The 12,652-nt window shown below is 72.1% G+C and carries 11 protein-coding genes; 4 read left to right on the top strand and 7 right to left on the bottom strand.

Annotation, left to right across the window (positions count from 1 at the left end):
- Positions 1 to 11 precede the first annotated feature (11 nt).
- A complete protein-coding gene (gene pepN, locus AC3ERT_RS27400; protein WP_435177356.1) occupies positions 12 to 2,579 on the bottom strand; it encodes an aminopeptidase N in 2,568 nt (855 codons plus the stop codon).
- A 256-nt stretch (positions 2,580 to 2,835) separates the two neighbouring features.
- Positions 2,836 to 3,372, bottom strand: coding sequence for an HNH endonuclease (locus tag AC3ERT_RS27395; RefSeq protein WP_103889250.1), 537 nt, complete (start codon positions 3,370 to 3,372; stop codon positions 2,836 to 2,838).
- A 306-nt stretch (positions 3,373 to 3,678) separates the two neighbouring features.
- Here AC3ERT_RS27395 and AC3ERT_RS27390 point away from each other — a divergent pair, with 306 nt between their 5' ends.
- Complete coding sequence (locus AC3ERT_RS27390; protein WP_335978032.1) at positions 3,679 to 4,680, top strand: mechanosensitive ion channel family protein; 1,002 nt, start codon at positions 3,679 to 3,681, stop codon at positions 4,678 to 4,680.
- 32 nt (positions 4,681 to 4,712) lie between these two features.
- Positions 4,713 to 5,216, top strand: a complete 504-nt coding sequence (locus AC3ERT_RS27385; protein ID WP_435177354.1) for a GNAT family N-acetyltransferase — start codon at positions 4,713 to 4,715, stop codon at positions 5,214 to 5,216.
- Positions 5,217 to 5,235: 19 nt separating this feature from the next.
- On the opposite strand, the gene AC3ERT_RS27380 is transcribed toward AC3ERT_RS27385, so the two are convergent.
- The 5 genes from AC3ERT_RS27380 to AC3ERT_RS27360 form a co-directional block, all read right to left on the bottom strand.
- Entirely contained in the window at positions 5,236 to 7,047 is a 1,812-nt protein-coding gene (locus AC3ERT_RS27380) for a hypothetical protein (protein WP_435177352.1), read from the bottom strand.
- A 250-nt stretch (positions 7,048 to 7,297) separates the two neighbouring features.
- The gene (locus AC3ERT_RS27375; RefSeq protein WP_435177350.1) at positions 7,298 to 7,771 is read right to left on the bottom strand and encodes a carboxymuconolactone decarboxylase family protein; all 474 of its coding nucleotides are present in this window, start codon (positions 7,769 to 7,771) and stop codon (positions 7,298 to 7,300) included.
- A 174-nt stretch (positions 7,772 to 7,945) separates the two neighbouring features.
- Positions 7,946 to 8,644, bottom strand: coding sequence for a TMEM175 family protein (locus AC3ERT_RS27370; RefSeq protein WP_435177348.1), 699 nt, complete (start codon positions 8,642 to 8,644; stop codon positions 7,946 to 7,948).
- Positions 8,645 to 8,899: 255 nt separating this feature from the next.
- Positions 8,900 to 10,162, bottom strand: coding sequence for an MFS transporter (locus AC3ERT_RS27365; RefSeq protein WP_435177346.1), 1,263 nt, complete (start codon positions 10,160 to 10,162; stop codon positions 8,900 to 8,902).
- The gene (locus tag AC3ERT_RS27360) at positions 10,159 to 10,698 is read right to left on the bottom strand and encodes an ArsR/SmtB family transcription factor (RefSeq protein ID WP_435177344.1); all 540 of its coding nucleotides are present in this window, start codon (positions 10,696 to 10,698) and stop codon (positions 10,159 to 10,161) included. Before AC3ERT_RS27360 ends, AC3ERT_RS27365 begins: the two co-directional genes overlap by 4 nt.
- A gap of 261 nt (positions 10,699 to 10,959) precedes the next feature.
- On the opposite strand from AC3ERT_RS27360, the gene AC3ERT_RS27355 reads away from it, so the two are divergent.
- Together AC3ERT_RS27355 and AC3ERT_RS27350 are read left to right on the top strand one after the other, a co-directional pair.
- A complete protein-coding gene (locus AC3ERT_RS27355) occupies positions 10,960 to 11,610 on the top strand; it encodes a hypothetical protein (RefSeq protein WP_435177342.1) in 651 nt (216 codons plus the stop codon).
- The gene (locus AC3ERT_RS27350; RefSeq protein ID WP_435177340.1) at positions 11,598 to 12,596 is read left to right on the top strand and encodes a hypothetical protein; all 999 of its coding nucleotides are present in this window, start codon (positions 11,598 to 11,600) and stop codon (positions 12,594 to 12,596) included. Before AC3ERT_RS27355 ends, AC3ERT_RS27350 begins: the two co-directional genes overlap by 13 nt.
- Positions 12,597 to 12,652 lie beyond the last annotated feature (56 nt).

Genomic DNA, 12,652 nt, shown 5'->3' with positions numbered 1-12,652 from the left:
GGAGTCGGGCGTTACCCGGCCGCCTCGTCCACCGCCTGCGCCTTCAGGGCGCGTTCGACGCCGGAGCGGGACTCCACCACCAGCCGGCGCAGCGCCGGCACCGGCTCGGCCGAGGCCAGCCACGCGTCGGTGGCGTCCAGGGTCTGCCGCGAGATCTGGAGCGAGGGGTAGAGGCCGGTCACGATCTGCTGCGCCATCTCGTAACTGCGGGAGTCCCACACGCTCTTGACGGACGCGAAGTACCGCTCGGCGTAGGGGGCGAGCAGTTCGCGCTGGTCGCTCTGGACGAAGCCGCCGATGACGGCCTCCTGCACGGCGTTGGGCAGCTTGTCCTCGTCGACCACCGACGTCCACACCTCGGCCTTGTTCGCCGCGTCCGGGCGGGCGGCGCGGGCGGCCGCGGCGTGCTGCTCACCGGCGGAGGTGGGGTCGCGGACCAGTTCGGCGTCGATCGCGTCCGCGCCGGCCCGGCCGGTCGCGGCCAGCCGGATCAGCAGCGCCCAGCGCAGCTCGGTGTCGACCGCGAGGCCGTCGTAGGAGCGGGTGCCGTCCAGCAGGCCCTGGAGGATGTCGAGTTGCTCGGCGGTGCGGGCGGTGCCGGCGAACGCCCGGGCCCAGGCCAGCTGGTGGTCGCTGCCCGCGTCGGCCCCCTGGAGGTGCTCCAGCGCCGCCTGCGTCCAGCGGGCCACCTCGGCCTCCCGCCTACCCGGCGCCACATACGCGTCCAGGGCCAGCTTGACCTGGCGGTGCAGCGACTGCACCACGCCGATGTCGCTCTCCTTGCCGATGCCGTGCAGCACCAGCTCCAGGTAGTCGCGGGCGGCCAGTTCGCCGTCGCGCGTCATGTCCCACGCGGCCGCCCAGACCAGCGCGCGCGGCAGCGACTCGGTGAAGTCGCCGACGTGGTCGCGGACCACGGCGAGGGACTGCTCGTCCAGCCGGATCTTGGCGTACGACAGGTCGTCGTCGTTGAGCAGGAAGACGTCCGGGCGGGCGGTGCCGGCCAGTTCGGGCACCTCGGTGCGCTCGCCGTCGACATCCAGCTCGATCCGGCGGGTGCGGACCAGCACGCCGTCCTTCAGGTCGTAGGCGCCGATCGCGATGCGGTGCGGCCGCAGCACCGGCACGCCCTTGGCGCCGGCCGGAAGCGCGGGCGCCTCCTGCCGCACCGCGAAGGAGGTGACGGTGCCGTCGGCGCCGACCTCGATCTCCGGCCGCAGCACATTGATGCCCGCGGTCTCCAGCCACGCCTTCGACCAGGACTTCAGGTCGCGCCCGGAGGTCTCCTCCAGCGCGCCGAGCAGGTCCGACAGGCGGGTGTTGCCCCACGCGTGCCGCTTGAAGTACTGCTGCACACCGGCGAAGAAGGCGTCCATGCCGACGTAGGCGACGAGCTGCTTGAGGACCGAGGCGCCCTTGGCGTAGGTGATCCCGTCGAAGTTGACCAGGACGTCTTCCAGGTCGTTGATCTCCGCCATGATCGGGTGGGTGGAGGGCAGTTGGTCCTGCCGGTAGGCCCACGTCTTCATGCTGTTGGCGAAGGTGGTCCAGGAGTGCGGCCACTTCGAGCCGGGGGCGTGCGCCTGGCAGGCGATGGAGGTGTAGGTGGCGAACGACTCGTTGAGCCAGAGGTCGTTCCACCACTCCATGGTGACCAGGTCGCCGAACCACATGTGGGCCAGCTCGTGCAGGATGGTCTCCCCCCGCACCTCGTACGCGGAGTCGGTGACCTTGGAGCGGAAGACGTACTGGTCGCGGATGGTGACCGCGCCCGCGTTCTCCATCGCGCCCGCGTTGAACTCCGGGACGAACAGCTGGTCGTACTTGGCGAACGGGTACGGGTGGGCGAACTTGTCGTGGAACCAGTCGAAGCCCTGCCGGGTGACGGCGAAGATCTCCTCGGCGTCCAGGTGCTCCACGAGGGAGGGCCGGCAGTACACGCCCAGCGGCACGCTGCGCCCCGCCCCCTCCCAGGTGCTGTGCACCGAGGCGTACGGGCCGACGATCAGCGCGGTGACGTACGACGAGATGCGCGGGGTGGGCTCGAAGACCCACACGCCGTCCTCGGGGGCCGGCGGCGTCGGAGAGTTCGACACGACCGTCCAGCCGGCGGGCGCCTGGACGGTGAAGGCGAAGTCCGCCTTCAGGTCGGGCTGCTCGAAGGAGGCGTAGACCCGGCGGGAGTCCGCCACCTCGAACTGCGTGTACAGGTACGCCTGCTTGTCGACCGGGTCGACGAAGCGGTGCAGGCCCTCACCGGTGTTGGTGTAGGCGCAGTCGGCGACGACCCGCAGCTCGTTCGGCCCAGCGGGCAGGTCGTCGAGGGCGATCCGGGAGTCGGCGAAGACGCGGTCCGCGTCGAGCGCGGTCCCGTTGAGCACCACTTCGTGGACGGCCGGGGCGATCAGGTCGATGAAGCTCGCACCGGGCTCGCGGACCTCGAAGCGCACGGTGGTCACCGAGCGGAAGGTCCCGCCGTCCTGGGCCCCGCGCAGGTCCAGCTCGATGTCGTACGCTTCCACGCGGAGCAGGCGCGCCCGCTCCTGCGCCTCCGCACGCGTGAGGTTCGTACCAGCCACGACGGCCTTCTCCTTCACTGCCGAACTCGTCGAACGTGTCGACCGGATCGATCCGGATAGCGATCACCCGGGTCCCGCTCACCGGGTTTCCGCCGGTGGCAGGCCCATCCTCGCACGTTCGCCGCCTCCCCCGCGGGCGTCGGCCCGCCCAGGGAAAGGCGGTGCCTCGGCGGCGCCGGCGGCGCGGTGGAGGCCGGCACCGCGGTGCGCCCGGGGCGGGCGGGCGTACCGCGGTGGGAAGCAAGAAGCCCGGATCTCAGGCTGATATGCCGTCGATCCGGGCCAGGGCGTCGTCCGCGCCGAAGGGTTGCAGGTATGGCAGCCACCTCGGGTCCCGATGTCCGGTCCCGATGATCCGCCAGGCCAGCCCCGACGGCGGGGCCGGTTGATGGCGCAGCCGCCACCCCAGCTCGGCGACGTGGCGGTCCGCCTTCACGTGGTTGCAGCGTCTGCACGCCGCCACCACGTTGTCCCAGGCGTGCTGGCCGCCGCGGCTGCGCGGGATGACGTGGTCGACGCTGGTGGCGGCGGCCCCGCAGTACGCGCACTTGCCGCCGTCCCGGGCGAAGAGCGCCCGGCGGGTCAGCGGGACCGTGCCCCGGAAGGGGACGCGTACGAACTTGGTGAGTTTCACGACACTCGGCGCGGGCAGCGCCTGGGTCTCGCTGTGCAGGTAGGCGCCGGATTCCTCCAGGCACACGGCCTTGTTGTTGAGCACGAGGATGAGCGCGCGGCGTAGCGGTACGACGCCGAGTGGCTCGTACGACGCGTTCAGGACCAGGACATGCGGCACGGATGCCTCCTTAGGCGCCGGCGGCGCGTGGCTCGCGCCGGGACGATCTGGCCTCAGTCTCTCCGGAATGCGGTGCACTGCGCCACCATGCCCGGGTAACGGACCGAGGGTGTTTTGGACCACACTCGCGCCCCTGCCGCTCCGGGTCCCTGGTAGGACAACGCCGCCGCACCCTCCATACATCCCCCGATCAGCGGCCTTCCGCTCCTCCGCGGGGCAACGAGACGGCATCGTTCACGTGTTTGGCCGCCGTTACATTGGAGCCCTCGCACCCCGAGCCCCCGGGCTCCCCCGACGGAGGTCCCCGTGTCCAGCCCGACGCCGCAGCCCCAGAACACCGCGCCGTTCGCCGACGTGCCCCGTTCGGCGGCGCAGGCCAGCAGCTGGGTGGACGACAACTGGGCGAACTGGCTCACCTCGGGCCTGCGGATCGTGCTGATCGTCGCGATCGCGGTGGTACTCCGTTCGGTGGTACGCAAGACCATCAGCCGGCTCATCGAACGGATGAACCGGGGCGCGGAGGTGGCCGCGAACACCGCGCTGGGCGGACTGCTGGTCAACGCCGAGCGGCGCCGCCAGCGCAGCGAGGCGATCGGGTCGGTGCTGCGCAGCGTGGCGTCGTTCCTGATCCTGGGCACGGCCGCGCTGACGGTGCTGTCGGTGCTGAAGATCAACCTGGCGCCGCTGCTGGCCAGCGCCGGGGTGGCCGGCGTCGCGATCGGCTTCGGCGCCCGCAACCTGGTGACGGACTTCCTCTCCGGCGTGTTCATGATCCTGGAGGACCAGTACGGCGTCGGCGACGTGATCGACGCGGGTGTGGCGACCGGCACCGTGGTGGAGGTCGGCCTGCGGGTCACGAAGCTGCGCGGCGACGGCGGCGAGATCTGGTACGTCCGCAACGGCGAGGTGAAGCGGATCGGGAACCTCAGCCAGGGCTGGGCCACCGCGGTGGTGGACGTGCAGGTCGGCGCGGGTGAGGACCTGGACCGGGCCCGCGCGGTGATCACGGCGACCGCGGACGACATGGCCAAGGAGACGCCCTGGGACGAGCGGCTGTGGGAGCCGGTGAAGGTGCTCGGGCTGGAGTCGGTCGCGGAGGACTCCGTGGTGCTCCAGGCGCAGGCCCGCACCATGCCCGGCCAGGCCGCGAGCGTCTCCCGCGAGCTGCGCTGGCGGATCAGGCGCGCCTTCCTGCGCGAGGGCATCGAGATCACCGGCGGCCCGGGCGTCCTCGTCCCGGCCCAGTCCGGCGGCGGCCAGGACGAGGACGGCCCCTCCGCGGGGGCCGAGCAGGACAGCGACGACTGAGCACCGCCGCACACACCGGCAGAGGGACGGACATGGACAGCACGAACACGGCCGCAAGCACCGGTACGAGGACGGCCGCGGCCGGCGGCTGGTCGCTGCGCCCCTCGACGCCCGCCGATGTCGAGACGGTCGCCGACCTGCGCGCGCTCGTCATGCGCCCCGACCTCGAACGCCTCGGCCGCTATGACGAGCACCGGGTCCGGCAGCGGCTGCGGGACGGCTTCTCCCGCGAGCACACCTCGATCGTCCTGGCGGACGGCGCCCTGGCCGGCTCGGTCACTTTCCGCCCCGAGCCCGACGGCTCCCGCGTGCTGGAGCACTTCTACCTCGCCCGCGCCCACCAGGGCCGGGGCCTGGGCACCTGGGTGCTGGGCACGCTGCTCGCCCGCGCGGACCGGGCGGGCGAGACCACCCGCCTGATCGTGCTCCAGGGCAGTGCCGCCCGCCGCCTGTACGAGCGGCACGGATTCACCGTCGAGTCCGAGGACCCGATCGACGTCTTCATGGTCCGCCCGCCCGCACCGGCGGCGTCGTAGCGAAGGGCAGCGCGGCGGCTCAGCGCGGCGGCGCGCCCTTGGACGGGATGAGCGCCGCCGTCACCGTCATCGGCCGGTCGGTGAACGCCGTCAGGTACAGGTGCTGGTGCGGCGGGAACCCGCGGTAACCGCCGGGCGGCCGCAGCAGGTAGGTCGTGGAGGCGTGCGGCGCCAGGGTGCGGTCGCCGGACTCGATGGACCACCAGTTGGAGGAGCCCTGGCCGCTGCGCGTGGCGAAGTGCGGGGTCAGCGGCACGGAGCCGCGGTTGGTCACGCGCACGCTCACCGCGGTCACCCCGTGGTGCGCGCGGGCCAGCCGCGGGGTGACCGTCATCGCCATCGGCGGCGGGCTCGCGGCGGCCACGGTCACGCACGCCACCGCCGGGACCAGCAGCCCGGCCAGCACCGCCGCCTTCGCGCGCCGCGAGCGCAGCCGCCCCGGCAGCCGCGGCTGCCAGGCGCCGGCCAGCGCGGAGGCGGGCACTGTCGCCAGCGCCGCCAGCCACAGCGGTGTGAGCATCAAGAAGTAGCCGTCCTGGGAGCGGGTGGCGAAGTAGAACGACGCCCAGGGCAGCACCGTGACCGCGAGCCCGAGCCGCCGGACGAACAGGCAGGTCGCCGCGAGCAGCCCGAGCAGGAGCAGGACGCTGCCGTAGGAGTAGAAGCTCAGCCGGCTGCTGCCGTCGGTGAAGTAGTACGAGATGTCCACCACGCCCTGGCCGTGCATGATCGCGTTCTGCGTCAGCGGCAGCATGATGCCGTGCACCCAGCCCACCGGGTCCTGTGCGGCGAAGTAGACGTTGAGCGCGGCCCAGGACAGCAGGGCCGTACCGGTGTAGCGGGCGGTGACGGCGAGCGCGTCGCGGCGGCCGAGTTCGCCGCGCCGTACCGCGTAGAGGGCGACCAGGAGGAACGGGGTGAGGAACCAGGCGAGTTGCTGGGAGGCGCAGGCAGCGCCCAGGCACAGCGCGCGCACCACTCCGGCGCGGCCGAGCCGCCCTCCGGCACCGGTCCGCGGCCAGCGGACCACGACCGGGACCAGCAGCGCGAAGGCGAGCATGGCGGGGTAGCCCTCGCGGGCGTACTGCGGCAGCAGGTCGAAGCCGAGGCAGACCGCGGTGGCCGCGGACCGCCAGGGCGCGGGCAGCATCAGCCACAGCACCACCGTGCCGGCCATCAGGGCGCCGGTGGTCACGACCGTGGCCGCGGCGGTGCTGTGCACCACCAGGTGCACCGGCGCGGTGAGCAGCGCGGCCAGCGGCGGGTAGCCGTAGGTGTAGTCGGCGCCGCCGCTCATGGTCTTGGTGAGCGCGATGCGGGAGTGCTCGAAGAGCCAGGGCCACGGCTGGTCGTAGATCGGCCGGCCGTGGTCGATGGCCTGGGCCGCCTGGGCGGTGAGCACGCCCTCGTCGGCGCCGGCGTGGTGGAGCGCCAGCCGGCAGCCGACCAGGACGAGCGCGATCAGCAGGACCCCCGCGTCGGTCCGCACCAGCGCGCGGCGGGTCCGTACGGCGCCGGCGGCCACCCCCGCGAGGAGGATGCCCGCGTAGCAGACGGAGATGAGCGCGGCGAGCGGCGGGTGCTTGCCCATCGCGTCGGACCAGGTGCCGCGGGTGCCGATGAACAGGCTGATCGTGCCGACCAGGGTCATCCCGCGGTGCCACTGGGCGGGCACGGCCGAGCCGTCCGGTGCCGTCCCCTCCTTCGGCGCCGGTGCCCGGTCCGGTGCTCCGCCCAGCGCGTCGCGGCGGGCCGGCGCAGGGGCGCCGCCCACCGCCGCGGGTGGCCGCTGCGCCACCGCCCCGCCGCCCGGATGCGAGCCTGCGTCCATACCGACCCTTCCCTCCCCCCGCGCCCTGCCGCCCGCCGGGGTTCCGGCGGCGCGGCGCGGGTGCGCGCGCCTACTTGTGTGGAGGGTCGCCAGGGCCTTCGCGTTGCATCGGGCCGGTGCGGAATCCCCCCGACAAGGACGACCGCGCACCCTCCGTCCGGGTTGTCCGGGCGGCCCGTTACGCGTGGGTGAACTCTGGTGGACGCGGGGGTGGGAGGCGGCCGGGGGAAGCGCCGGACGGGCTTGCGGATCAGCCGAGTTGACCGACGACGTAGGAGCCCGCGGGCTGGCGGATCATGATGTTGAGCCGGTTGAACGCGTTGATCAGCGCGATGGTGGTGAGCAGGGCGGCGATCTGGTCCTCGTCGTAGTGCTTGGTCACCGCGGCCCACACCTCGTCACTGACGCCCTCGGCGCCGTCGGCGACGCGGGTGGCCCGCTCGGTCAGCTCCAGGGCGGCGCGCTCGGCGTCGGTGAAGACGGTGGCCTCGCGCCAGACCGCGACCAGGTTGAGCCGGATCGCGCTCTCGCCCGCGTGCGCGGCCTCCTTGGTGTGCATGTCGGTGCAGAACGCGCAGCCGTTGATCTGGCTGGCGCGCAGCCGCACCAGTTCGAGGGTCGCCGCCGGTATAGAGGAGGTCATGGTCAGCCGGCCGGCCGTGGCCAGGTGGGGGATGACCTTGTTCATGAGCGCGTTGCCCGTGAGGTCCATCCGAGCTTCCATGGTGGGTTCCCGCCTTCGCTGTCGCGTGGGTGCGGCGCGTGGTGCGCCGCCTTCACCCGTACGACGGGGCAGCCCGCCGGAGTGTGATGTCCGCGGGACCGCCACACGAGATCTGCGCAGGATCTCCACCGCCCCGGCGCAGCCCGCGGTGGGCCGCTCGCGTGCGCGCGGGCGTCAGGCCGCGGTGCGGGCCCGCAGTTTCAGCACCCGCCGCGGCAGGATCAGCAGCGCCAGGCTGTAGTACTGCAGCAGGGGCACGGCGAGCGCGATCGCGAAGGCGGCCACCAGGGCGATGACGTTCCAGTAGCTCTCGGTGAACGACTCGTCGATGTCCACGCGGGCGCCCCGCCCGTCCTCCTCGAGCAGCTGCGGGGTGGACTTGAGGATGCGCAGCATCGCCAGCCGGCACACCATCGTGGCCAGGAGCGTGGCGTAGTAGAAGCCTCCGGCGAACCGGTCGCGGCCGAAGGTGCCGATCATCTCGGTCGGGAGCGGGAGCACGACGACGGCGAGCAGCCACCCCATGTTCCATATCACCAGGGCGCGGGTGAGCCGGGTGACCGCCGAGAAGGCGCGGTGGTGCTCGCGCCAGACGTTCGCGACGACGGCGAAGCTGAGCAGGAAGCTCCAGATCTGGCCGAGGTGGCCGGTGATCACCTCACTGGCGCCCTTGTGGTCGGCCGAGACCTCCGGCACGAGGTCCACCAGTGGCAGGACCAGCAGGGTGATGGAGATCGCCGTCACGGCGTCGGTGAAGAACACCAGCCGCTCCCCCGACATCGTGCCCTCGATCTTGCCGGACCCGGGCGCCGGCGGCTCAGCGGTGTCGACCCTTTCCGTCCCGATCTCGTCGACAGTGCCGTTGGCACCCATGTGTGCGCACCTCTCCCCTGTCCGGTCCGCCGGGGCCAGCCGGCGCACTACCGGAATCCGCTGGTCGCGGGGGTTCCCACGACCCGCGGGACTCTACCTGAGTTCCATGGGAGGGAAGTTGACGGAGGGGCGCGGACGGGGCCCGCCGACGGGGGCCGGCCGGCGGCTGGTGAAGCTTTCGAGGAGAACGTCTCGAAGCGGCCGCCGGGTGGCCGAACCCTCGCGGCGACGGGCCCGTCCCGGTGCCGACCGGGTTCAGATGCCCGGGGCGGCGGCCGGGGCAGCGGCCGGGGCGGCGGCGGCCAGGGCCGCTTCGACCCGGCGGTTGCCGGTCATGGACGCCGTGACGGCCGTCATCGTCAGCAGGAGTGCGCCGGCGGCGTAGAGCGGGGTGCGGATGTCGTAGGCGGTGGCCAGCCAGCCGCCGAGGAAGGCCCCGACCGGGGCGGCGCACATCGCCAGCATGCGGGAGGTGGAGGCGACGCGGCCCATGAGGTGAGCCGGGACGATCGCCTGCCGGAGGGAGGGCCCGAGCACCATCGTGGCGCCCATGCCCGCACCGCAGACGGCGAGCGCCAGCCCGGCCGCGTACGGGTTCGGGGCGGCGGCCAGCCCGAGGACGGCGAGCCCCTCGACGACGGCCGTGCAGGTCAGCGCGGTACCGGTGCCGAGCCGTCGGCCGAGGGCGGAGGCGGCGCCCGTCCCGAGCAGTCCGCCGGTGGCCTCCGCCGTGAGGAGCAGGCCGTAGCCGTACGTGTCGATGCCCAGGCGCTCGTGCGCGAAGAGCGCGAGCACGGTCTCCACCGCGAGGAACGCGACGTTCCCGACCGCCGGGCGCAGCGCCAGCCCGAGCAGCAACCGGTCCCCGAAGACGTACGACGCCCCCGCCCGCGCCTGCCGCAGCAGGGACTCGCGCGCCTCCGGCACCGGCCGGGGCACGGCGGGCAGCGTGCGGACCAGCAGCGCGGACAGGACGAACGACACCGCGTCGGCGAGCAGCGGGAACGCCCGCCCGAGCGCGAGCAGCGCGCTGCCCGCGGGCGGCCCCGCGAAGCCGAACATGGCGGTCTGGGCGCCGCGCAGACGGGAGTTGGCGCGCTCCAGCAGCGCCGGGTCGCGGCGCAGCAGGTCCGGCAGGAAGGCCGTGGCGGCCGTGTCGAAGAACAGCCCGCCCAGGCCGAGCAGGAACGCGACGGCCGCCAGCAGCGGAATGCTCAGCGCGTCCAGTACGGCCGCCACCGCGGGGACCGCGATCAGCGCCGCACGCGCGGCGTCCGTCACCCCCATCGTGCGCCGGTGCTCCCACCGGTCCACCAGCACACCGCCGAGCACCCCGAACAGCAGCCACGGCAGGGTCCCCGCCGCCGTGACGACCGCGAGCGCCATCGGGTCGCGCGTCAGCGTCAGCGCGAGCAGCGGCATCGCGGCCTGCGACACCCCGTCGCCGAGCGAGGACACCGTCTGCGCGGTCCACAGCCGCCCGAACCCGGCCGGCAACTTCCGTGTCTCCGCGGTCACTTGGCGTCCCCCTCGGCCTGCCGGCGCGGCGCCGGGCGGAACAGTGCGAACACCAGCGAGGTGTCCGGCAGCGACGGGTCCGACAGCTCCCGGTACTCGTCGGCCAACGCCTCCAGCCGCGCCCCCAGTTGGGCGAACTGCTCGTCCGTCAGCCGCAGATGCGCCATCCGCACATGGCGCTCGCTGTCCGTCCGCGCCGCCTCCAGGTCCGCGACCGCGTGCCGCATCAGCACGTCCGGCCCTCCCTCGCCCGGGTCCGGCAGCACGATCGTCCGCGCGGCCATCGCGTAGTACCGCTCGGTGACGCCCCGCACCTTCCGGGTGCGGACCACCTTCACCAGTCCGGCCCGCTCCAGCAGCCGCACGTGGTAGCTCGAACTGCCCTTCGCCAGGCCCACCCGCTCGGCGAGTTGGGTGATCGTCGCCGGCTCGAAGCGGAGTGCCGCCATGATCCGGTGGCGGGTGAGGTTGGAGACGGCGCGCAACTGCTCGTCCGTCGTGAGGTGGAGGGTCTCGGGGACCTCTTCGGTGGGCATGCGGTAATGGTCAAGGGTTCTTGACCATAATGCAAGGGGTGGGGCGGAACGCGGGGCCGGGCACGCGCCGGTGGAGTCGGCCGCGTCGTCGTGGACTGCGGCGCGTGACGACAGCTAACGTAGGGCTCCGAACGTTGCAGAATGTGGCCACCGTGAAGGGCGGCCGGCCCGGGGGGGCTCTGCACGACCACTCCTCGGCAGCGCCTCGCCCTTTGCTCCCGTCACGTCTGCGTACACCGACAACGGGAGACTGGGTCCGCCATGGCACCCCGCACGACGTTTGCTGCCGCCGCCTGCACCGTGGCTGCGGCCGCCCTGTTCCTCACCGCATGCGGGGGTGGCAGTCACGATGACAAGATCGCGGCCACCACCCCCGCGAGTACCCCGCCCCCCACCACCGCCTCTTCCTCCCCCACCCCCACCACGGCCCCCGGCGCCCCGACGTTCGACCTTCCAAGCGACGTGAAGGTCACGATCGACGCGGACACAACTGGCGACAAGACAAAGGACGCCATCCTCCGCGACCAAGGCTACGGCTTGGATGCCACATACGTTGCCGTCACCAAGCTCGACAAGAACCTGCCTCTGTTTACGACTTACATGTCCGAGGGCGCTCTCGAGACGTGGAGCGAAACCATCGACGCGCTGAAGAAGAACGGACACAACATCAGCGGGTCGGTGCACTACTACGACCGCAAGGTCACCATCAACGGATCGCAGGCCGGTGTGACGTACTGCGAGAACGAGCGGTACCTCTACGACAAGGACACGAAGAGCGGCAAGGTCCTCACCACCACCCCGAGCTCCGACGATTTCATTCTGCACAGCTCCCTCATGCGCAAGTCCAAAGATGGTACGTGGGTCACGGCAACCGACAATTCCCAGGAAGGAGTCGCCCGATGCCAGCCGTGAAACGCCGCCATCGCGCGCTGGCGGTCATGGTGTTCACCGGTTGCGCCGTGCTCGCATCAGCACCACCGGGCAACGCCAAGGTCGGCGAATTCAAACACGGCCACCAGCCGACTCAGAAAACTCCAGGGCCCGGCTCACCCAACTCGATCCAATCCAAGGTCAGCTACAAGAAGAGTTACCACGGCGCGGGGGTCCCGATGACGGCGCCGGCGGCGTCGGGGTGGTCGCCGCCGGCTTGTTGGTATGAGCCGGAGTTCACTCCGAAGGAGTTCTCGGACTACATCAACAGCAACTGGGTCTCGGGGTCGGCCTGGGACGAGATGGGGCAGGAGTACGGGAAGGACAACTTCCACGAGGGCGACAAGGGCGGCTGGTACCAGCTGATCGTCCCCGACCTCTCCAAGGCCGACGCGTGCGCGGCGCTCGACCCGTGGAAGTGGATCACACCGGAGCAGCCGTCGACGCCCGACATTCCGAAGGTCGACCCGAAGACGCTGGCCGGGTTGGCGTTCAACGAGACGGTCCTGCCGAATCCGGATATCACGCTACGCCCGATCGCGCAGAACCAACTGGTGAACCTGGACACGGAGATCGCGTTCGACAAGGCGCTGCCGAAGGTGTGGGTGACCGCGAGCCTGGACAACGCGGACTTCGGCATCCACGTCGCGGCGACCACGACCGCGGTGCCGGAGCAGCTGACGATCGACGCGGGAACGCCGTACGCGGACCCGCAGAGCTGCACGTACGACCTGAAGGCGGCCGGGGGGAAGTACGGCGTCGACACCAAGGACGCGGACTGCAACGTCACGTACACGAAGGCATCCTCCGCAGGGGGCTACACCCTGAAGGCCAGCGTCGTATGGAAGGTCACCTGGACCCCTTCCGCCGACCCCGACGGCGCCCCCAGCGCCCCGGCGCTCCCGGACGGCCGGTCGAGCAAGCAGTTCACCGTCACCGTCCGCGAGAACCAGACCGTCAACCGCTGAGGGTTTCACGGCGCCTGCTCCCGCCGGGACCCGGTGAGTGCGGGGTGAAACCGCGG

Source organism: Actinacidiphila sp. bgisy145 (assembly GCF_057708125.1).
This window is presented reverse-complemented; position numbering and strand designations above follow the sequence as displayed.